The 20,909-nt window shown below is 69.2% G+C and carries 17 protein-coding genes; 11 read left to right on the forward strand and 6 right to left on the reverse strand.

The genetic code is table 11. From position 1 onward, the window contains the following. Positions 1-134 precede the first annotated feature (134 nt). The 9 genes from LCL87_RS12560 (at position 135) to proB (ending at position 12,372) form a co-directional block, all read left to right on the forward strand. Positions 135-2,795, forward strand: a complete 2,661-nt coding sequence (locus LCL87_RS12560) for a valine--tRNA ligase (RefSeq protein WP_225020063.1) — start codon at positions 135-137, stop codon at positions 2,793-2,795. Beyond that, positions 2,792-4,222, forward strand: a complete 1,431-nt coding sequence (gene folC, locus LCL87_RS12565) for a bifunctional tetrahydrofolate synthase/dihydrofolate synthase (protein WP_510850751.1) — start codon at positions 2,792-2,794, stop codon at positions 4,220-4,222. Before LCL87_RS12560 ends, folC begins: the two co-directional genes overlap by 4 nt. Next, complete coding sequence (locus tag LCL87_RS12570; protein WP_510850752.1) at positions 4,219-4,620, forward strand: DUF4233 domain-containing protein; 402 nt, start codon at positions 4,219-4,221, stop codon at positions 4,618-4,620. Before folC ends, LCL87_RS12570 begins: the two co-directional genes overlap by 4 nt. An 18-nt stretch (positions 4,621-4,638) precedes the next feature. Next, on the forward strand, positions 4,639-5,058 hold the full coding sequence (gene ndk, locus LCL87_RS12575) for a nucleoside-diphosphate kinase (protein WP_225020065.1): 420 nt from the start codon (positions 4,639-4,641) through the stop codon (positions 5,056-5,058). 456 nt (positions 5,059-5,514) lie between these two features. After that, positions 5,515-8,727, forward strand: coding sequence for a ribonuclease E/G (locus LCL87_RS12580; RefSeq protein ID WP_225020066.1), 3,213 nt, complete (start codon positions 5,515-5,517; stop codon positions 8,725-8,727). A 261-nt stretch (positions 8,728-8,988) separates the two neighbouring features. Next, complete coding sequence (gene rplU / locus LCL87_RS12585; protein ID WP_005512259.1) at positions 8,989-9,300, forward strand: 50S ribosomal protein L21; 312 nt, start codon at positions 8,989-8,991, stop codon at positions 9,298-9,300. Positions 9,301-9,351: 51 nt separating this feature from the next. After that, entirely contained in the window at positions 9,352-9,615 is a 264-nt protein-coding gene (gene rpmA, locus LCL87_RS12590) for a 50S ribosomal protein L27 (protein ID WP_013416501.1), read from the forward strand. A gap of 199 nt (positions 9,616-9,814) precedes the next feature. Then, positions 9,815-11,275 carry a GTPase ObgE gene (gene obgE / locus LCL87_RS12595; protein ID WP_225020068.1) on the forward strand — a complete coding sequence of 487 codons (1,461 nt, stop codon included), beginning with the start codon at positions 9,815-9,817 and terminating at the stop codon, positions 11,273-11,275. Beyond that, complete coding sequence (gene proB, locus LCL87_RS12600) at positions 11,272-12,372, forward strand: glutamate 5-kinase (protein ID WP_225020070.1); 1,101 nt, start codon at positions 11,272-11,274, stop codon at positions 12,370-12,372. Before obgE ends, proB begins: the two co-directional genes overlap by 4 nt. Before the next feature lie 9 nt (positions 12,373-12,381). On the opposite strand, the gene LCL87_RS12605 is transcribed toward proB, so the two are convergent. Beyond that, a complete protein-coding gene (locus LCL87_RS12605; protein ID WP_237692134.1) occupies positions 12,382-13,188 on the reverse strand; it encodes an NAD-dependent protein deacetylase in 807 nt (268 codons plus the stop codon). 80 nt (positions 13,189-13,268) lie between these two features. On the opposite strand from LCL87_RS12605, the gene LCL87_RS12610 reads away from it, so the two are divergent. Then, complete coding sequence (locus tag LCL87_RS12610; RefSeq protein ID WP_225020075.1) at positions 13,269-13,742, forward strand: VOC family protein; 474 nt, start codon at positions 13,269-13,271, stop codon at positions 13,740-13,742. Between the two features lie 143 nt (positions 13,743-13,885). After that, positions 13,886-15,793, forward strand: a complete 1,908-nt coding sequence (locus tag LCL87_RS12615) for a YhgE/Pip domain-containing protein (RefSeq protein WP_225020077.1) — start codon at positions 13,886-13,888, stop codon at positions 15,791-15,793. 78 nt (positions 15,794-15,871) lie between these two features. Here the strand turns inward: LCL87_RS12615 and LCL87_RS12620 are convergent, their stop codons facing one another. From LCL87_RS12620 to LCL87_RS12640, 5 genes are all read right to left on the reverse strand, one after another. After that, on the reverse strand, positions 15,872-16,288 hold the full coding sequence (locus tag LCL87_RS12620; RefSeq protein WP_225020079.1) for an ectoine synthase: 417 nt from the start codon (positions 16,286-16,288) through the stop codon (positions 15,872-15,874). A gap of 42 nt (positions 16,289-16,330) precedes the next feature. Continuing rightward, positions 16,331-17,590, reverse strand: a complete 1,260-nt coding sequence (ectB, locus tag LCL87_RS12625; protein ID WP_225020081.1) for a diaminobutyrate--2-oxoglutarate transaminase — start codon at positions 17,588-17,590, stop codon at positions 16,331-16,333. Positions 17,591-17,603: 13 nt separating this feature from the next. Further along, positions 17,604-18,131, reverse strand: a complete 528-nt coding sequence (gene ectA / locus LCL87_RS12630; protein ID WP_225020083.1) for a diaminobutyrate acetyltransferase — start codon at positions 18,129-18,131, stop codon at positions 17,604-17,606. A 131-nt stretch (positions 18,132-18,262) separates the two neighbouring features. Beyond that, entirely contained in the window at positions 18,263-20,371 is a 2,109-nt protein-coding gene (locus LCL87_RS12635; RefSeq protein WP_225020085.1) for a DEAD/DEAH box helicase, read from the reverse strand. 52 nt (positions 20,372-20,423) lie between these two features. Further along, positions 20,424-20,882, reverse strand: coding sequence for an acetyltransferase (locus tag LCL87_RS12640; RefSeq protein WP_225020087.1), 459 nt, complete (start codon positions 20,880-20,882; stop codon positions 20,424-20,426). Positions 20,883-20,909 lie beyond the last annotated feature (27 nt).

Below are 20,909 nucleotides of genomic sequence, written 5' to 3' on the forward strand. Positions count from 1 at the left end.
TTGTCGCGTTTTCGGGGCCCGAAAACGCGCGACAAGTGCGCAAAACGCGAGGGGGAGGGGCGGGCGTAGAGGGGCGGGGGGAGGTCTTCCGAGCCGGGTCCGGGCGATTCGCCGCCACTGATTACGATTGGGGGGTGACCAGTGCGCCAGAGACTCCCCAGACCCCCGCAGACGCCCTCCCCAAGAGCTGGGACCCCAGCGCGGTAGAGGCCGACTTGTATCAGGGCTGGGTGGACGCCGGTTACTTCACCGCCGACCCGACGAGCGACAAGCCCGGCTACTCGATCGTGCTGCCGCCGCCGAACGTCACCGGCTCGCTGCACATGGGCCACGCGCTCGACCACACCCTGATGGACGCGCTGTGCCGCCGCAAGCGGATGCAGGGCTTCGAGGTGCTGTGGCTGCCCGGCATGGACCACGCCGGCATCGCGACGCAGACCATCGTCGAGAAGCAGCTCGCCGCCGACGGCAAGAAGAAGGAAGACTTCGGCCGCGAGGACTTCATCGAGAAGGTCTGGGACTGGAAGCGCGAGTCCGGCGGCATGATCCAGGGCCAGATGCGTCGCATCGGCGACGGCGTCGACTGGAGCCGCGACCGCTTCACGATGGACGAGGGCCTCTCCCGCGCCGTCCAGACGATCTTCAAGCGGATGTACGACGACGGCCTGATCTACCGCGCCGAGCGCCTGGTCAACTGGTCGCCGGTGCTGCAGACCGCGATCTCCGACATCGAGGTGAAGTTCGAGGAGGTCGAGGGCGAGCTCGTCTCGCTGCGCTACGGCTCCCTCGACGACGCCGAGCCGCACGTGATCGTCGCCACCACCCGTGTCGAGACGATGCTCGGTGACACCGCCGTCGCGGTGCACCCCGAGGACGAGCGCTACAAGCACCTCGTCGGTACCACGCTCGAGCACCCGTTCACGGGCCGGCAGATCCCGATCATCGCCGACGACTACGTCGACCCCGCGTTCGGCACCGGCGCCGTGAAGATCACGCCCGCGCACGACCCCAACGACTTCGAGATGGGCGTGCGGCACAACCTGCCGATGCCCACCATCATGGACAAGACCGGCAAGATCGCCGACACCGGAACGCAGTTCGACGGCATGGACCGCTTCGAGGCCCGCGTCAAGGTGCGCGAAGCGCTCGCCGAGCAGGGCCGCGTCGTCGCCGAGAAGCGTCCGTACGTGCACAGCGTCGGGCACTCGGAGCGCTCCGGCGAGACCATCGAGCCGCGGCTGTCGATGCAGTGGTGGGTCAAGGTCGACGCGCTGGCCAAGGCCGCGGGTGACGCGGTCCGTAACGGCGACACCGTCATTCACCCGGCCAGCCAGGAGCCGCGCTGGTTCGCGTGGGTCGACAACATGCACGACTGGTGCATCTCGCGTCAGCTGTGGTGGGGTCACCGCATCCCGATCTGGTACGGCCCGAACGGCGAGGTGCAGTGCTTCGGCCCGGACGAGACCGCACCCGAGGGCTGGGTGCAGGACCCCGACGTCCTCGACACGTGGTTCTCGTCGGGCCTGTGGCCGTTCTCCACGATGGGCTGGCCCGAGAAGACCCCCGAGATCGAGAAGTTCTATCCCACCAGCGTTCTCGTCACCGGCTACGACATCCTGTTCTTCTGGGTGGCCCGGATGATGATGTTCGGCACGTACGTGGCCGGCGACGACGCCGTGAGCGGTGCCAAGGTGCCGTTCAAGGACCTGTTCCTGCACGGCCTGGTGCGCGACCAGTTCGGCAAGAAGATGTCGAAGTCGCGCGGCAACGGCATCGACCCGCTGGACTGGGTGGACCGCTTCGGCGCCGACGCGCTGCGCTTCACGCTGGCCCGCGGCGCCAACCCGGGCAGCGACCTGGCGGTCGGCGAGGACCACGCGCAGTCGTCGCGCAACTTCGCGAACAAGCTGTTCAATGCCACCAAGTTCGCGCTGATGAACGGTGCCGTCGTGGCCGATCTGCCGGCTCGTGACGTGCTCACCGACGCCGACCGCTGGATCCTCGACCGACTCGAGCAGGTCCGCGGCGAGGTCGACGAGGCGTTCGAGAAGTTCGAGTTCTCCAAGGCCTGCGAGGCGCTGTACCACTTCGCCTGGGACGAGGTGTGCGACTGGTACCTCGAGCTCGCCAAGCCGCAACTCGCCGAGGGCAGCGTCCACGCCGAAGGCACCAAGGCCGTGCTCGGCAACGTGCTCGACACGCTGCTGCGGATGCTGCACCCGGTGATCCCGTTCGTCACCGAGACGCTGTGGAAGGTGCTCACCGGCGGCGAGTCCGTCGTCGTCGCCGAGTGGCCCGCCGCGACCGGTGTCGCGTCGGATGCCGTTGCGGCGCAGCGGGTCGAGGACATGCAGCGTCTGGTGACCGAGGTTCGCCGCTTCCGTAGCGACCAGGGTCTCAAGCCGTCGCAGAAGGTGGCCGCGCGCCTCACCGGTGCCGCCGACGCCGACATCGAGTCCCAGCTGGCGTCGGTGACGTCGCTCGCGAAGCTCACCGAGCCGACCGAGACGTTCGCGGCGACCGCCTCGGTGGAGGTGCGCCTGAGCAAGGCCACCGTCACCGTCGAGCTGGACACGTCGGGCGCCGTCGACCTGGGTGCCGAGAAGAAGCGCCTCGAGAAGGACCTCGCGGTCGCCGAGAAGGAACTCGCCGGCACCACCGCCAAGCTCGGCAACGAGGCGTTCCTCGCGAAGGCCCCCGATGCGGTGGTCGACAAGATCCGTGCCCGCCAGCAGGTGGCGCAGGAGGAGATCGCGCGCATGTCGGCACGTCTGAAGGAGCTGGGCGGAGCGTGAGTACCGAACGTCCGGGCGCCCCCGACCCGGTCGATCTCGCCGAACTCGCGCTCGTCGAGGCGGAGCTGGACCAGCGCTGGCCCGAGACCAAGATCGAGCCGTCGCTGACCCGGATCTCCGCGCTGATGGACCTGCTCGGCTCGCCGCAGCACAGCTATCCGGCCATCCACGTCGCCGGCACCAACGGCAAGACGTCGGTGACGCGGATGGTCGACGCGTTGATGACGCACCTGCACCGTCGGACCGGTCGGACCACCAGCCCGCACCTGCAGCTGGCGACCGAGCGGATCAGTATCGACGGGGCACCGATCTCGGTGCGCACCTACGTCGACACCTATCGGGAGATCGAGCCGTACATCCGGATGATCGACCAGCAGTCCGAGGCTGCCGGTGGTCCCGCGATGAGCAAGTTCGAGGTCACCACGGCGATGGCGTACGCCGCTTTCGCCGAGGCGCCCGTGGACGTTGCGGTCGTCGAGACCGGGCTGGGTGGCAAATGGGATGCGACCAACGTCATCGACGCGCAGGTCGCGGTGATCACCCCGATCGGCCTGGACCACGTCGACTACCTCGGCCCCGACCTCGCGTCGATCGCGGGGGAGAAGGCCGGAATCATCAAGAAGGGTCGCGACAGCGGCGTCGAGGGCGTCGCGCCGGTCGACACCGTCGCGATCATCGCAGAGCAGGACCCCGAGGTCATGGACGTGCTGCTGCGCCGCGCCGTCGAGGTCGAGGCGGCCGTGGCGCGCGAGGGATCCGAGTTCCGGGTGCTGCGCCGGCAGATCGCGATCGGTGGCCAGCAGCTCGAACTGCAGGGCCTCGGCGGCGTGTACGAGGACATCTTCCTGCCGCTGCACGGCGAGCACCAGGCGCGCAACGCGTCGCTCGCGCTCGCGGCGGTCGAGGCGTTCTTCGGCGCGGGCCCGGACCGTCAGCTCGACGCGGACGCGATCCGCGCGGGCTTCGCGTCCGTCGTCAATCCCGGACGGCTCGAGCGGGTCCGGAATGCGCCGACGGTGTTCCTGGACGCCGCGCACAACCCGCACGGGGCACAGGCCCTCGCGGCCGCGCTGGCCGCGGAGTTCGACTTCCGCAAGCTGGTCGGCGTCGTGAGCGTCATGGGCGACAAGGACGTCGACGGCATCCTGGCGGCGCTCGAGCCGGTCTTCGACGAGATCGTCGTCACCCACAACGGGTCTCCCCGCGCGATGGACGTCGAGGATCTCGCGAATCGCGCGGTCGCGCGGTTCGGCGACGAACGTGTCGTGGTGGCGTCCACCCTGCCGGACGCCCTCGAGACCGCGATCGGGTTGGCCGAAGAGGTCGCCGAACCCGGTGAGGCAGTATCGGGAGCGGGAGTCGTCGTCACCGGGTCCGTCGTGACCGCGGGCGTCGCCCGATCCCTGTTCGGAAAGGACCCCGCGTGAGCGACACCCCAGAACCCCAGTTCCACCCCCCGGTGAACGACCCGTGGAAGGGGTTCCGTGGCGTCATGGCCGGCACCCTGATCCTCGAGGCGATCGTCGTGCTGCTGGCTCTGCCGGTCGTGGCGGTCGTGAACTCGACCGGCCTGACGTGGGCCTCGGGCCTCTACATCTGCGTGTTGGCGCTGCTGATGATCCTGGGCGCCGGCGTGCAGGGGAAGCCGTGGGCGATGAAGTACAACCTGGCACTCCAGGTTGCGACGATCCTCGGATTCTTCATCGACATCTCCCTCGGCGTGATCGGCGTGCTGTTCGGCGCGGTCTGGCTGTACATCGTGTACCTGCGCAAGGACATCTCCGAGCGCATCGCGCGGGGTCTGCTGCCCGGACAACGAGACTGACCGTCTAGGCTGTTCGCCGTGACTGAGCGCACCCTGGTACTGATCAAGCCCGACGGCGTGGCCCGTGGCTACGTCGGCGAGATCCTCTCCCGCATCGAACGCAAGGGCCTGACCATCGCGGCGATGGAGATGCGGACCGCGCCGAACGACGTGGCCGCCACCCATTACGCCGAGCACGAGGGCAAGCCCTTCTACCCGGGGCTGCTCGAGTTCATCACGTCGGGTCCGCTCGTCGCGGCGGTCCTCGAGGGCCCGCGGGCCATCGCGGCGTTCCGTCAGATCGCCGGCGGGACCGATCCCGTCGAGAAGGCGGTTCCCGGCACCATTCGCGCCGACCTGGCGCTCGACGGTGGACAGAATCTCGTCCACGGATCCGATTCCGTGGAGTCTGCCGAGCGCGAGATCGCGCTCTGGTTTCCCCAGCTCGCGCGGGCCTGATACCCCCAACCTCCGGACGCTCCCGGGCCTTCGTGCCCGCGGAGCGTCCCTTCGTTTCGTCACCTATCGGTGCGCCGCTGGGCGGACAAACCGTTGCCGTGTGGGATACTGGGGGAGGCCGGACCGCAATTTGGCTCCACGCGGATTCGGCCGGATGACACCCACGGAACGAAGCCCGTCATCGCTGCCACATCAGCACAGGTAATCCCTGTCACGTGCGGCATGCTGGATGAGCAGGCGCTCGCGCCGTGAACGGTCAGGCGCATGCGCCGTGGATCGCCGCCATCCAGCCAGGCACCGCGCGATTCTGCAGTGATAACGGACACTGCGGAGCACGTGGAGCGAGACCAGACAATCTCGTATCCAAGATGCGAGTACACAACCATCGCCCCCGCGCGGCCGCGTCACATTCGATCGACAGACGGATGGACGCGCCCGGGGGCTCGAGGAGAATACGTGGCCGACCAAGCGCCGCCCGAAAACGTCCAGGAACCGATCGCGGAAGCGTCGGTCGAAGCGAGTGCCCCCCCGGCACTGCCCGAGAAGATCCGCGCCCATGCGCTGGCCAAGCTCCTCGGTGTGACAAGCAAGCAGGTCCTCGCTGAGGCCGCCGCGCTGGGTACCGAACTGCGCAGCGCACAGTCGAGTCTCCCGCGTGAGATCGCCGAACGGATCCACGCGACCGTGACGGGCGCGACCGCCGCGCCCGAGCCGGTCGTCGCCGAGCCGGTCGTCGCCGAGCCGGTCGTCGCGGAGCCGGTCGCCGCTGAACCCGTGACCGAGACCGTCGCAGAGCAGGCACCGGCGGAGACCGCTCCGGCCGAGAAGCCGGCCCCGCGCAAGCGGGCCCGCAAGAAGGCTGCCCCCAAGGCTGCAAAGGTCGCCGAACCGGCCGAGGCCGCCGAGTCGGCGGAGACCACGGAGACCTCGGACGCGGGTGACGCCCTCTTCGCCAGCGCGGACCTGGGTACCGAGAGCGACGAGGCGGCGGCTCCCGCGTCCGTGCAGGCGCCGTTGTTCCTGCAGCCCGAGGCTGTCGCGGCGGAGCCCGCTCCGCGGCGGCGGCGTAGCCGTCGGGCCGCAGCCGCACCCGAGGTGACCGAGGAGTCGCAGGAGGAGAAGGTCGAGGCCGCCGCGGAGACGGCCGCCGACGAGACCGCCGCCGAGGCTACGACCGAGGCTGCCGAATCCGCAGACGCCGGGGAATCGAGCGATTCCGAGGGCGGCGACCAGCAGCGTCGTCGTCGTCGGGGGCGCCGTGGCCGTGGCCGCGGCCGAGGTGAGCAGCAGACCGAGGGTGAGACCGAGGACACCGAGAAGGCCGAGGACGTCTCCTCGGATTCTGCAGAGTCCGCAGGTAAGGACGCCGGTGAGACGGCGACCGAGGAGGGTGCGGAGAGCACCGAGGCTTCCGAGGGCGAGGGGGCGGAGTCCGAGGACGAGGGCGACGGCTCGAGCCGGCGCCGGCGTCGTCGTCGTCGCCGCCGCAGCGGTGCCGACGGCGAGGTCACCTCCGAGGACGATCCGCCGAACACCGTCGTCCACGAGCGCGAACCGCGCAACAAGCCGCGGACCAAGGACGAGGTGCAGGGGATCAGCGGATCCACCCGTCTCGAGGCGAAGCGTCAGCGTCGCCGCGACGGGCGTTACGCCGGGCGTCGTCGTCCGCCGATCCTGAGCGAGTCGGAGTTCCTGGCCCGCCGTGAGGCGGTCGACCGGGTCATGGTCGTCCGCGAGAAGGTCGGCGGAGCCAATCCGGCGGCGTCGACGCAGGTCGCGGTCCTCGAGGACGGCGTGCTCGTGGAGCACTTCGTCACCGGGTCGTCCTCGACGTCGATGGTCGGCAACGTCTACCTCGGGCGCGTGCAGAACGTGCTGCCCAGCATGGAAGCAGCCTTCATCGACATCGGTCGCGGACGTAACGGCGTCCTGTATGCGGGCGAGGTCAACTGGGAGGCCGCCGGTCTCGGTGGTCGCGAGCGCAAGATCGAGCAGGCCCTCAAGCCGGGCGATCAGGTGCTGGTGCAGGTCAGCAAGGATCCGGTGGGCCACAAGGGTGCCCGCCTGACCACGCAGATCAGCCTGGCCGGGCGATTCCTCGTGTATGTGCCCGGCGGAACCTCCACCGGCATCAGCCGCAAGCTGCCCGACACCGAGCGCAAGCGTCTCAAGGAGATCCTCCGTGAGATCGTGCCGGCCGACGCCGGTGTGATCATCCGGACGGCGTCGGAGGGCGTCAGCGAGGAGGAACTGGCGCGCGACGTCACCCGCCTGCAGACGCAGTGGGCGACGATCGAGGAGCAGGCCGCGAAGGCGAAGGACGGCAAGTCCGGCTCGCCGCAGGCGCTGTACGAGGAGCCCGATCTCCTCGTCAAGGTTGTCCGCGATCTGTTCAACGAGGACTTCTCGAAGCTCGTGATCGAGGGCGAGAAGGCGTGGAACACCGTCGAGACCTACATCAAGACGGTGGCGCCCGATCTGCTGCCGCGCGTCGAGCGGCACGATCCTGCGCCGGGCACCCCGGACGTGTTCGAGACGCACCGCATCGACGAGCAGCTCGCGAAGGCGCTCGATCGCAAGGTGTGGCTGCCGTCCGGCGGCACGCTGGTGATCGACCGCACCGAGGCGATGACCGTGGTCGACGTCAACACCGGCAAGTTCACCGGTGCCGGCGGCAACCTCGAGGAGACCGTCACCCGGAACAACCTCGAGGCGGCCGAGGAGATCGTGCGGCAGATGCGTCTGCGCGACATCGGCGGCATGATCGTCATCGACTTCATCGACATGGTGCTCGAGTCCAACCGTGATCTGGTGCTGCGCAGGCTCACCGAGTCGCTGGGACGGGACCGGACCCGCCATCAGGTGTCCGAGGTGACGTCGCTGGGCCTGGTCCAGGTCACGCGCAAGAAGCTCGGCACCGGGCTGGTCGAGGCGTTCTCGACGACGTGTGAGCACTGCCACGGTCGAGGCATCATCGTTCACACCGAGCCGGTCGAGGCGAAGTCCTCCGACGACGGTGGACGCGGCCAGGGTCAGGGCAAGGAGTCGGGCGGCGGCCGCAAGAAGCGTGGCCGCGATCGGTCGGCCGCGGCTGCCCCTGCCACTGCCCCGGAACCGGAGCCGGAGTCGGACGGTCAGCACGGGCACCCGTCGCCCGAGGAGGCGGCCGCGGACGCGACCGTCAAGCGGGCGCACCCGGTGGCACTCGCGATGGCGTCGCATCACCCGGAGGACGAAGCCGGAGCGTCCGCCGAGACGCCGGTTGCCGCCGACGCGACCGCCGCATCCGAGGCGGCTGTGGAGGCATCTTCGCCGAAGTCGTCGGAACCCGCGGTCGCGGAAGCCGAACCGGTAGAGGCGGAGCCAACGCCGGAACCCGAGCCGGAGGCGGCGACGCCGCGCCGGCGACGGAGTCGGCGGGTCTCCCGCGCGGCGGCCGCACCGGCAGGGGACACCCCCGAGTCGGGGACGGTATTCGTGATGTCGGCCACGGAGCCCGCTCCGTCGGCAGAACCCCCGGCCGCGCCCGAACCGGCGGCCGAGGTTGCGGAGACGACGTCGTCGCCCGACGGCGGTGCGCCTGCCGAGCCTGCAGCTACTCCGCGTAAGCCGCGTCGGCGCCGTGCGTCCGCGCGTCCTGCCGGTCCGCCGGTGGACGCCGACGCTTGATCCATCCCGTGGTGCTTCGCCGCCCTCTCATACCGGGCGGCGAAGCACCACAGCGGGAACGGTGTTGCGTCAGTTTGACCCTGACGGCTCCTGTCCCGTAATCTTGACCGGTCGCTACCCGGCGATACCGCTCTGCTGCGCCCGCTTTGGGCATACCACGGGCGCGCAAGGGGTAGCCGCCACACCAGACCAGTCGCGCAGCAACGAAAGCCTGACGGCAGCGGCGCGAGCACGTTCGAAGTAGCAAGGGGTAGCCGTCCGATGGCAACGTACGCGATCGTCAAGACCGGCGGAAAGCAGTACAAGGTCGCTGTTGGTGACCTCGTCAAGGTCGAGAAGATCGAGGGTGAGCCCGGCACCGCTGTCTCGCTTGCCCCGGTCCTCGTGGTCGATGGGTCCGAGCTGACCACCGACGCCGACAAGCTGGCGAAGATCTCCGTGACCGGTGAGGTCGTCGAGCACACCAAGGGCCCGAAGATCCGGATCCACAAGTTCAAGAACAAGACCGGCTACCACAAGCGCCAGGGTCACCGTCAGAAGCTGACGGTCCTCAAGGTCACCGGCATCAAGTAACTCGACCTTTTCACCGATTCAGCTTTCACCGATTCCTGGGAGGGATTCGACATGGCACATAAGAAGGGTGCATCCAGCTCCCGTAACGGTCGCGATTCAAATGCACAGCGACTCGGCGTGAAGCGCTTCGGCGGCCAGTCCGTCAGCGCCGGCGAGATCCTCGTGCGTCAGCGCGGCACCCACTTCCACCCCGGCGTCAACGTCGGTCGTGGCGGTGACGACACCCTGTTCGCTCTCGCTGCGGGCGCCGTCGAGTTCGGCACCAAGCGTGGGCGCAAGACCGTGAACATCGTTCCGGTCGCGGCAGAGGCCTGAGCCTGCTGCCAACTGTGATCCGGGCTTCGTTCGCCTGACAGGCTGACGAGTCCGACATCGCATCCGATCTCCCAATGGGGGCGGGCCAGGGTCTCACAACCCTGCCCGCCCCTATTGTTGTTTCCAGAGCGGTGCGCGCGCTTCGCGTGCACCGTGCACTCTCCGCCCGAAGTATTGACTGAGGAAGGATCCGGCAGTCATGTCCCGATTCATTGACCGCGTGGTGCTGCACGTCAGCGCCGGAAAAGGCGGCAATGGTTGCGCCTCCGTCCACCGCGAGAAGTTCAAGCCGCTCGGCGGCCCCGACGGTGGCAACGGTGGTCGCGGCGGAGATGTCGTGCTCGAGGTGGACCGCAACGTCCACACCCTCCTCGACTTCCACTTCCATCCGCGCGCCAAGGCGACCAGTGGCACGCAGGGGATGGGTGGCAACCGCGAGGGTGCCAACGGCTCGGACCTGATCCTCAAGGTGCCGGACGGCACCGTCGTGGTCGACAAGGACGGCGAGGTTCTCGCCGACCTGATCGGGATCGGGACCCAGTTCGTCGCGGCCAGGGGCGGCCGGGGTGGCCTCGGCAACGCGTCGCTGGCCTCCAAGGCCCGCAAGGCCCCCGGCTTCGCCCTGCTCGGCGAGGAGGGCGAGGCAGGCGACCTGATCCTCGAACTCAAGTCGGTCGCCGACGTCGGCCTCGTCGGCTTCCCCTCCGCCGGCAAGTCGTCGCTGGTGTCGGTGCTGTCGGCCGCGAAGCCGAAGATCGGCGACTACCCGTTCACGACCCTGCAGCCGAACCTGGGCGTCGTGTCGAGTGGTGACGAGACGTTCACCGTCGCGGACGTGCCGGGCCTGATCCCGGGCGCCAGCGAGGGCCGTGGCCTCGGCCTGGACTTCCTGCGGCACCTCGAGCGCTGCGCGGTTCTCGCGCACGTCGTGGACTGCGCGACGCTCGAGCCGGGGCGCGATCCGATCTCCGACGTCGACGCCCTCGAGGCGGAACTGGCGGCCTACCAGCCGGCGCTCAAGGGCGACGCGAGCCTCGGTGACCTCGCCGACCGTCCCCGCATCGTGATCCTCAACAAGGCCGACGTCCCCGAGGCGGCCGAGCTCGCCGAGATGGTGACGCCGGACTTCGAGGCGCGCGGCTGGCCCGTGTTCACGATCTCGGCCGTCAGCCGGGACGGACTGCGGCCGCTGACCTTCGCGCTCGCCAAGATGGTGGCCGATTACCGTGAGGCGCATCCGCCGGCGGAGCCCAAGCGCCAGGTGATCCGCCCGATCGCAGCCAAGGAGACCGGGTTCGAGGTCCTCGCCGATCCGGATCATCCGGGTGGCTTCATCGTGCGCGGCGTTCAGCCCGAGCGCTGGGTGCGGCAGACCGCGTTCGACAACGACGAGGCCGTCGGCTACCTCGCCGACCGTCTGGCTCGCCTCGGCGTCGAGGACGCGTTGGTCAAGCACGGCGCCGAACCCGGTGCCTTCGTCACCATCGGCGACGTCGGATTCGAGTGGGAGCCGCAGACTGCGGCCGGTGTCGACATCGTCCGTACCGGTCGTGGCACCGATGCCCGACTCGACCAGGACGAGCGCATCGGCGCGGCCGAGCGTAAGCACGCCCGCCGGGTGCGTCGCGGACTCGATAGCGAGGATCCCGAGAACCAGTGAGCGAGACCAGAGCGTCCATCGCGTCCGCGCGCAGCATCGTCGTCAAGATCGGTTCGTCGGCCTTGACGAGCCTGATCGGTGGCCTCGACGTCGGGCGGCTCAATCTGCTCGCGGATGCGCTCGAGGCGCGGATGCGGGCCGGTTCGGACGTCGTCGTGGTGTCGTCGGGTGCGGTCGGGGCGGGTCTCGCTCCGCTCGGATTGACGCACCGCCCAAGGGATCTCGCGACGAAGCAGGCTGCCGCCAGCGTCGGTCAGTTGGCGTTGGCGCACGCGTGGGGCACGTCGTTCGCGCGATACGGGCGCACCGTCGGCCAGGTGTTGCTCACCGCCGACGACATCGCCCGGCGCACGCAGCACCGCAACGCGCAGCGCACGCTCGACCGGCTGCGAGCCCTGCACGCGGTCGCGATCGTCAACGAGAACGACACCGTTGCCACGACGGAACTCCGGTTCGGTGACAACGACCGGCTCGCGGCGCTCGTCGCGCATCTCGTCGGCGCGGACGCTCTGGTACTGCTCTCGGACGTCGACGGTCTCTACGACGGCGATCCCCGAAAGGGTGGCGCCACACTCATTCCCGAGGTGAACAGCCCCGAGGATCTCGACGGCGTGGTGGCCGGGTCCGGGGGAGCGCTGGGCACGGGCGGCATGGCGTCCAAGCTGTCGGCGGCTCGGTTGGCGGCCGACTCGGGTGTGCCGGTGCTGCTGACCGCGGCGTCGGATGCGGCGACGGCGCTCACGACGGCCGACGTCGGCACCGTGTTCGCGGCACGGCCGCACCGGATGTCGGCCCGTAAGTTCTGGGTCCGGCACGCGGCGGACACGCAGGGCGCGCTGCACCTCGACGAGGGCGCCGTGCGGGCGGTCGTCGAACGTCGACGCTCGCTGCTGCCGGCGGGCGTCACCGCGGTCGGCGGCCGGTTCTACGGCGGCGACGTCGTGTCCCTCGTCGGCCCCGACGACCGTCCTGTCGCGCGCGGCGTGGTGGCGTACGACTCGACGGAGATCGAGGAGATGCTGGGTCGGTCCACCGCGGATCTGCCCGCCGACATGCACCGTCCCGTCGTGCACGCCGACGACCTGGTGGCGCTGTAGCCGTCCCGGTCAGTCGGGGAGCGCGGACACCAGCGACTGCAGGACGTCCGAGCAGCCGTCCTCGACCTTGAGCGTCGCGAACTCGTCGCCGCGCGTGCTGCCGCGGTTGACGATGACGATCGGCAGCCCGTCCCGCGCGGCGCGGCGGACGAAGCGTAGCCCCGACATCACGGTCAGCGACGATCCGGCGACCAGCAGGGCGTCGGCGCCGGCGACCATCTCGAATGCGGCCGTCACGCGCGGCTTCGGCACGCTCTCGCCGAAGTAGACGATGTCGGGCTTGAGCATGCCGCCGCACCGGTCGCAGTCCACCATCCGGAAGTGGTCGGTGGTTTCGATCACGGCGTCGGCGTCGGGCGCGATCTCGACGCCGGTCGCGGCGGCGACGCTGTCCGCGAAACCGGGGTTGGCGGCGTCGAGGCGGTCGGCGAGGGTCATCCGCGACATCCGTGCGCCGCAGTCCAGGCACCGCACCTGGGCGTAGCTGCCGTGCAGATCGATGACCCGACGGGTGCCGGCCTTGGTGTGCAGCAGATCGACGTTCTGGGTGATGACACCGTGGACGACGCCGGCCCGTTCGAGCGCGGCGACGGCGTGGTGCCCGACGTTGGGGCGGGCGGCGTCCATGAACCGCCAGCCGAGGTGGTTGCGCGCCCAGTAGTGGCGGCGGAACGAGGGATCGCCCACGAACTGCTGGTAGGTCATCGGGTTCCGCGGTGGCGAATCGGGGCCGCGGTAGTCGGGGATTCCGGAGTCGGTGGAGATTCCCGCCCCGGTCAGCACGCACACGCGGCGGCCGCGGAGCAGTTCGAGCATTCGGTCGATCACCCGATCCAGGGTAGGCGTGTCCGATCCGTTCAATCCTCGTCGGTCGCCGGCGCCGGAGACTGGTCGCCATGACCACAGTGAACCCGATTCCCGACGGATACCGAACCCTGACGCCGTACCTGGCGGTCCCCGACGGCGACGTCGCGATCGACTTCTATGTCCGCGGTCTCGGCGCGGTGATCGTCGACCGGATGGACGCGCCGGACGGCACCGTGATGCACGCCGAGATCCGGATCGGCGACTCGATGCTCCAACTGTCGCAGGAGATGCCCGATTTCGGGCTCAAGGCGCCGGAGCAGGGTTGGGTGCACTCCTCGCTCGTGGTGTACGTCGAGGACACCGATGCGTTCGTCGACACCGCTGTGCGGGCCGGTGCGACCCTGGTCACGCCGGTGGCCGACGCGTTCTCCGGCGACCGGCACGGTGTGTTCCTCGATCCGTTCGGGCACCGCTGGGCGGTCTGCACCCGGATCGAGAACGTCCCGCCGACGGAGGTGGCGCGCCGGGCACGCGAGCTGTTCTTCCCGGACCCGGTGTCCTGACCGCGACACGCTGCCGTCGAATTCGCGGGAAACGCCACCGTGAGCGGTTTCACTCTCTATCGTGACCAAATTGGACATATGTCCACGTCGGCGCCGTTCGCGGCCGCCGGCCGCCCTCGGTCCCCGCAACGAGAGAGCTCCTCATGGTGCCCACATCTCCGTCCGGTGAGCCCGGCGCTTCCACGCGCCGGGCTCACGTCGTCCGCACGATCCTGGCGTTGCTCGTCATCGCGCCGCTCGCTATTGCCGGCTTCTACATGTGGGCGCTGTGGAATCCGGGTGACACCGTCAGCCGGCTGCCGGTCGCGATCGTCAACGCGGACGTGGGCGCCGACGTCGACGGCACGCGGATCGTCGCGGGCGACGAGGTCGTCGCGGGGCTCGTCGACAGCGGCGACGTCGACTGGAAGGTCGTCTCGGCCCAGGAGGCCCAGGACGGCGTCGACGACGGCAGCTACTACTTCTCCGTCGTGATTCCGGAGACGTTCAGCGCCGACGTCGCGAGTGCAGCCAGTGGCAGCGGCCGCAAGGCCCAGCTCGACGTGGTCTACAACGACTACAACAGCCTTGTCGCCACCCCGGTCGGGGAGAGTGTCGTCGCGCAGGTGCGCTCGGCGGTGTCGGAGTCGATCGGTGAGCAGTCCGTCGATCAGGTCCTCATCGGTCTCGGCGACCTCGGGAAGGGTTTCGGTGAGGCGGCGGCCGGTGCGCAGCAGCTCTCGGCCGGAACGAAGGACGCGCTCGCGGGAACCAACGAGCTCTACGCGGGCAGCAAGGAGCTGTCGGCCGGACTCGGGGAGGCGAACCAGGGCAGCACCGAGCTCGCGGCCGGTGCCGGTGAACTCGCGACGGGCGCCGGCGAGGCCGCGGCCGGTTCGGGTGAGTTGAGCGCGGGCCTGAACCAGCTGGTGGGCGGCACCGACGAATTGGGCGCCGGCGCGAAGCAGATCAGCGAACTCGTGGACACGGTCACCGGCCCGCTGCTCAGCGTCCTCGGCGAACAGGGCGACATCCAGTCCCAGCTCGTGGAGCTGAGGGACGGTGCGCGCCAGCTCGCGCGTCAGCTCACCGACCCGACCGCCGAATACCGTGGCGGCCTGATGTCGGCGGCTGCGGGTGCCGGGGAGCTGAACACCGGGCTGGGGCAGTTGTCGTCGGGTGCGCAGCAACTGAGCACCGGCGCGAACGAGTTGTCGTCGGGGCTCGGTCAGCTGAACACCGGTGGCATCCAGCTGCGCGACGGACTGGGGCAGCTGTCCACCGGCATGGGCCAGCTCGACAGCGGCAGCAACGAACTCGCGACGGGGCTGACCGACGGCGCCGCGCAGGTTCCCCAGTTCACCGACGAGCAGCGGGCCACCACCGCGGGGCTGCTGTCGGCGCCGGTCGCTGTCGAGCAGACGTACGCCTACCCGGCGGCCGGGTTCGGGCCCGGCGCGGTGCCGGCCGTGATGTCGGTGCTGCTGTTCCTGGTCGGCATCCTGATCTGGTTCGTCGTCCGCCCGCGTCGGGGTAGCTCGCAGCGGGTGCACGAGAACGTGATCCGGGAGGGCCTGCGCCGGTACCGGACCCCCGCCGCCGTCACGCTCGTCGCGGCCCTCGTGGCGACGGTGGTGTCGCTCGTCGTGGCCGACGCGGATCCGCCGAGCGCCCTCGCGCTGACCGCCGTCATGGTCCTCGTCGGTGCGGCCGCGGTCGCGCTGGGACGGCTCTTCACGGTGGTCTTCGGCGCGGTCAACGGCACCTTCGTGGCGTTGGGTGCGTTGATGATCCAGATCTTCGCGTTCGGTGCCGTCTACCCGATCGAGCAGATGCCGGCGCCGCTGCAGTGGCTGCACGCCCTGATGCCGCTGACGTGGGCGCGCAACGCGATGCGGATGGTCCTCGTCGGCTACTACGGCCCGCGGTTCTGGACGGCCGTTCTGGCGCTCGTGGCGCTGATCGTCGTCGCCGTCGCGTTCACCATCTGGTGGCGCCGTCGGCAGGAGCCGGCCGCGGACGACGTTCCCCCGATGGATGATCCGACCGTCGTGATGGAGCGCGTCGGCTGATCGTAGGCAACAGTCAGGGCCCGGTCGAGAGAATCGACCGGGCCCTGACTGGTGTTCGGAGCAGTTTGTCGTGCGGTGCTACGAGGCGGCGCGCTCGTCCTCGTCGAGGGTGACGAGCGGGTACACGCCGTTCTCGTCGTGCACCTCGCGCCCGGTGACCGGGGGATTGAACACGCACAGCATGCGCATCGTGGTGACCGGTTCCACCCGGTGCCGCTCGTGCCCGTCGAGCAGGTACATCGTGCCCGGGCGCAGCTGGTACACCTCGCCGCTGTCGAGGTCGGTGAGGATACCGTCGCCCTCGACCAGCCACACAGCCTCGATGTGGTTCGCATAGTGGAACTCGTTGACCGAGCCGGCGCGGATCACGGTCTCGTGGAACGAGAACCCGACCCCGTCGCCCGCGAGGACGATGCGCTTGCTGCGCCAGTTGCCGTCCTCGCTGGTGATGTCGCGGTCGGTGTCGGTGATCTCGTCGGTGGTGCGAACGATCATGAAAGCTCCTCTCGTCGCTACGTTTTCGGTTGGATCAGAGGGTCAGGCGAAGACCTTGGCGGTGGCCTCGGCGAGGATGCTCAGGCCGTGGTCGAGTTCGGCCTCGGTGATGGTCAGCGGCGGCAGCAGTTTGACCACCTCGTCGGACGGCCCCGAGGTCTCGGCGAGCAGGCCCTCGTCGAACGCGAGTCCGCACACCTTCACGGCCATCCCGGGGTCGTCGAACACCAGGCCCTGGACCATGCCGCGGCCGCGGGTGCTGACGCCGTCGAACGTATCTGCGAGGTTGGTGAAGATCTGGCTGATCCGATCGCCCTTGGCGAGCGTGGACCGCTGCAGTGCGTCGTCCGACCAGTAGTGGTCGAGCGCCGCGGTAGCGGTCACGAACGCCGGATTGTTGCCACGGAACGTGCCGTTGTGCTCGCCCGGTGCCCACAGGTCGAGTTCGGGCTTGAACAGCGTGAGCGCCATCGGCAGGCCGTAGCCGCCGATCGACTTCGACAGGGTCACGATGTCGGGGGTGATTCCCGCGATCTCGAACGAGAAGAACGGGCCGGTGCGGCCGCAGCCCATCTGGACATCGTCGACGATGAGCAGGATGTCGCGGCGCTGACACAGGTCGGCGAGCGCGCGCAGCCATTCGGGGCGGGCGACGTTGACGCCGCCCTCGCCCTGCACGGTTTCGACGATCACCGCAGCGGGGCGGTTGAGTCCGCTGCCGGAGTCGTCGAGCACCCGCTCGAACCACTGGAAGTCCTCGGTGACGCCGCCGAAGTAGTTGTCGAACGGCATCGGGGTGGCGTGCACCAGTGGCACGCCCGCGCCGGCCCGCTTCATCGAGTTGCCGGTCACCGACAGCGCGCCCAACGTCATACCGTGGAAGGCGTTGGTGAAGTTGATGATCGACTCGCGTCCGGTCGCCTTGCGGGCGAGCTTCAGCGCGGCCTCGACCGAGTTGGTGCCGGTCGGTCCGGGGAACTGGACCTTGTAGTCGAGTCCGCGGGGTTCGAGGATGTTGCGCTGGAAGCTCTTCAGGAACTCCCGCTTGGCGACGGTGGACATGTCCAGGCCGTGCGTGATGCCGTCGCTCGCGATGTAGTCGATCAGTGCCTGTTTCATGACGGGGTTGTTGTGCCCGTAGTTGAGGGCGCCGGCGCCCGCGAAGAAGTCCAGGTATTCGCGCCCGGCCTCGTCGCGGATCCAGGCCCCGGACGCCGATTCGAACACGGCGGGCCAGTTGCGGCTGTAGCTCCGCACCTCGGATTCGAGCGATTCGAAGATGCTGGTCTCGACTGTGGTCATGGGTGCTCCTTCCTCAGGAGGCGTTCTGTGGCGAGATCGTGTAGAGATCCTCGGCCTCGTGCCCGTCGGGAAAATCATTGGGGGAGAACAGTTCACTCTTGGTGATCACACATCCACGTCGATGAGCGACGGACGTGAACAGCGCAACCGATGCGGCATTGTCCGGGCTGATGGTGGTCTCGAGCTTCCAGACGCCCTGTAGTGCAACATGATCGAGAAGATGGGACAGCATTCGGCCGGCCAGTCCGCGGCCTCGTTGGCTCTCGTCGACGGCGACCTGCCAGACGAAGAGCGTGGCCGGCACCTCGGGGCGCACGTAGCCGGTGACGAATCCGACGACCCTGTCGTCGACGGTCGCGACAATCGAGGTGTCCGGGAAATCCCTGCACCACAACAGGTATGAGTAGCTCGAATTGAGGTCGAGCACCTGCGAATCCTTGGCGATCTCCCAGAGCCGGACTCCGTCTGAGATCTGGGGCTTACGTAACTCCACCGCGTCCGGCGCGATGGTTGGGGTACTTCTCCGCTGTAATGGCGTCATTATTGTTGGCGTCCTTGTTGTTCGAACGTAACAACCACGCGCCGCGATTTCATGGAAGCGTCGAAATCGGACAGAGAAGACCCCGAAGTCGTGCAGGTGGGACGATGTATGTGACCCTGGTCACACGACCGCTATTTGGGGGTGGCGAGGGCGAACGGGAGGACGGCCGGAGCGCCGGCCCGACGCAGGGTGCGGGCCGCCATCGTGAGCGTCCAACCGGTGTCGGTGACGGTGTCGAGGAGCAGCACCGGGTGGTCGAGGCCGGACAGGTCCGGGGCGTCCCACAGGCCGTCGAGTCCCGCGACGCGGTACGCCGAGTTGGCCGCGGACACCGGCGGCAGCTCGGGTCGCACGTGCAGGACGCCCAGGTCGTCGAGGCGGCCCACCTCGGCCAGCCGGGTGGTGAGTGAACGCATCAGGATCGGGTGGGTCGCGGATTCGAGACACATCACCGCACCCGGGCGCTCGGCCCAGTCCCACGCGGCGAGGACCTTGATGCCGGCGTCGACGATGGCGTCGGGCACCGGCGCGTCCGGGCCGTCGAGCAGGCCGCGCAGGCGCTGGCCCCAGCCCAGGTCGGACAGGCGGCCGAGGACGCGTCCGGGCTCCGGTCCGTCGGAGATCTTGCCGGACAGGCTGATTCCGAGCTTGGCCATCCCTGTGGGCCACTGCTTGCGCGGCGCCAGATCGATGCCGGGACGCTGCAGTCGCTGACGGGTGTCGGCGAGCGTGGTTTCGCTCACCTCGGCGGTGTACTTGGGCCCGGCGCAGTTGTCGCAGCGGCCGCAGTTGCCGGCGTCGGCCAGCCCCGGGTCGTCGAGCTGGCGACGCAGGAACGTCATCCGGCACTCGTCGGTGCGCTCGTACTCGAGCATCGCCTGCTGCTCGGCCTGCCGGGCGGCGTCGAGGCGCCCGTAACGTTCGGCGTCGTACGCCCACGGCTGCCCGGTGGCCACCCAGCCGCCCTTGACCCGGCGAACGGCGCCGTCGACGTCGAGCACCTTGAGGACGAGTTCGAGGCGCGTCCGGTTCAGTTCCACGAGCGGTTCGAGCGCCATCGTCGACTGCGGCCGATCGGTGTCGAGCACATCGATGACCTTGCGCACGATGTGTTCCCGCGGGAACGACACCGACGCGAAGTAACTCCAGATCTGCTGGTCCTCGTGGCCGGGCAGCAGCACCACCTCGGCGCTGTCGGTGGAGCGTCCGGCACGGCCCACCTGCTGGTAGTACGAGATGGGTGAGGACGGCGCGCCCAGGTGCACGACGAAACCCAGGTCGGGCTTGTCGAATCCCATGCCCAGTGCGGACGTCGCGACCAGCGCCTTGACCCGGTTGTTCAGCAGGTCGTTCTCGAGGACCTCGCGTTCGGCGGCATCCGTCTGGCCGGTATACGCGGCGACCTGGTGCCCGCGGTCGGCCAGCAGGCTGGCGAGGTCACGCGCGGCCGAGACGGTGAGCGTGTAGATGATGCCCGAGCCGGGCAGCTCGTCGAGGTGTTCGGCGAGCCACGCCGCGCGTTGGGTGGCCTCCGGGATCCGGACGACGGACATGCTCAGCGAGTCCCGCTCGAGGGTGCCGCGCAGCACGAGTGTCTCGGCGCCGCCCACACCCAGCTGGGTGGCGACGTCGGTGACGACGCGGTCGTTCGCGGTGGCTGTGGTGGCGAGCACCGGGATGCCCTCGCCCAGGTCCTCGACGAGGGTGCGGATGCGGCGGTAGTCGGGGCGGAAGTCGTGGCCCCAGTCCGAGACGCAGTGCGCCTCGTCGACCACGACGAGGCCCGCGTCGGCGGCGAGCGACGGGAGGACCTGGTCGCGGAAGTCGGGGTTGTTGAGCCGTTCGGGGCTGACCAGCAGCACATCCAGCTCGCGCGCCGCGACGCGCTCGTGGATCTCGTCCCATTCGGTGACGTTGCCCGAGTTGATCGTCGCGGCCTGCACGCCGGCCCGCTCCGCCGACGCCACCTGGTTGCGCATGAGCGCGAGCAGCGGCGAGACGATGACCGTGGGGCCGTGCCCGTGCGCGCGCAGCAGCTTCGCGGCGATGAAATAGACCGCCGACTTGCCCCAGCCGGTGCGCTGCACGACGAGCGCCCGCCGTCGCCCGACGACCAGTGCCTCGATCGCGGTCCACTGGTCCTCGCGCAGCCGGGCGTCCGGGCCGGCGAGTTCGCGGAGCAACCGTTCGGCCTCGTCGCGGAGGTCGGCGGCGGACTCGGTGGCAGTCTCGGTCGTCATGAGTCCATCGTGCCCGAGGGCGCCGACAGGTTCGGTAGCGCGGTGGTCGGGGTCAGTCGGTCGACCGCACCATGTGCAGGATCGGGAACGGCCGGCCGTCGCCGTCGGTGGCGGAACGGCTCGAGGTGACGAACCCGTGGCGTTCGTAGAACCCGACGGCCTGCGGATTCTGTTCGTTGACGTCGAGGATCAGATCAGGGTGGTCCGAGAGTGCGCGCTCGAGCAGCGCGGAACCTATGCCGCGCCCGCGATACGCGTCGTCGACGAACAGCATTTCGAGGGAGTTGCCGGCGATCCCGGAGAAGCCCGCGGGTGTGCCGTCGAGGTCGGCGACCGTGAGATCGACGGCCGGCAGGTAGTCGCTCGTCATCCGCGACTCGAAGAAGGCGACGTCCTCGGGAGCGAGGAAATCGTGGGTCGCCTCGACCGCGCTGCGCCATATCCGGACGAGGACGGGCCACTCCGTCGAACCCCGGCAGGGGCGCAACACCGGATGACTCGATGTGCTCATTTCAGGGACCGTACGGGCGGACGTCCG

The organism is Prescottella equi, from assembly GCF_020171745.1.
GTDB classification, from domain to species: Bacteria; Actinomycetota; Actinomycetes; order Mycobacteriales; family Mycobacteriaceae; genus Prescottella; species Prescottella equi_A.

Bases quoted from the DNA above. Each gene is read 5' to 3' on its own strand.
- rplU (WP_005512259.1), top strand. From the start codon at position 8,989: ATGGCAACGTACGCGATCGTCAAGACCGGCGGAAAGCAGTACAAGGTC.
- rpmA (WP_013416501.1), top strand. From the start codon at position 9,352: ATGGCACATAAGAAGGGTGCATCCAGCTCCCGTAACGGTCGCGATTCA.
- obgE (WP_225020068.1), top strand. From the start codon at position 9,815: ATGTCCCGATTCATTGACCGCGTGGTGCTGCACGTCAGCGCCGGAAAA.
- LCL87_RS12605 (WP_237692134.1), bottom strand. From the start codon at position 13,188: ATGCTCGAACTGCTCCGCGGCCGCCGCGTGTGCGTGCTGACCGGGGCG.
- LCL87_RS12610 (WP_225020075.1), top strand. From the start codon at position 13,269: ATGACCACAGTGAACCCGATTCCCGACGGATACCGAACCCTGACGCCG.
- LCL87_RS12615 (WP_225020077.1), top strand. From the start codon at position 13,886: ATGGTGCCCACATCTCCGTCCGGTGAGCCCGGCGCTTCCACGCGCCGG.
- LCL87_RS12620 (WP_225020079.1), bottom strand. From the start codon at position 16,288: ATGATCGTTCGCACCACCGACGAGATCACCGACACCGACCGCGACATC.
- ectB (WP_225020081.1), bottom strand. From the start codon at position 17,590: ATGACCACAGTCGAGACCAGCATCTTCGAATCGCTCGAATCCGAGGTG.
- ectA (WP_225020083.1), bottom strand. From the start codon at position 18,131: ATGACGCCATTACAGCGGAGAAGTACCCCAACCATCGCGCCGGACGCG.
- LCL87_RS12635 (WP_225020085.1), bottom strand. From the start codon at position 20,371: ATGACGACCGAGACTGCCACCGAGTCCGCCGCCGACCTCCGCGACGAG.
- LCL87_RS12640 (WP_225020087.1), bottom strand. From the start codon at position 20,882: ATGAGCACATCGAGTCATCCGGTGTTGCGCCCCTGCCGGGGTTCGACG.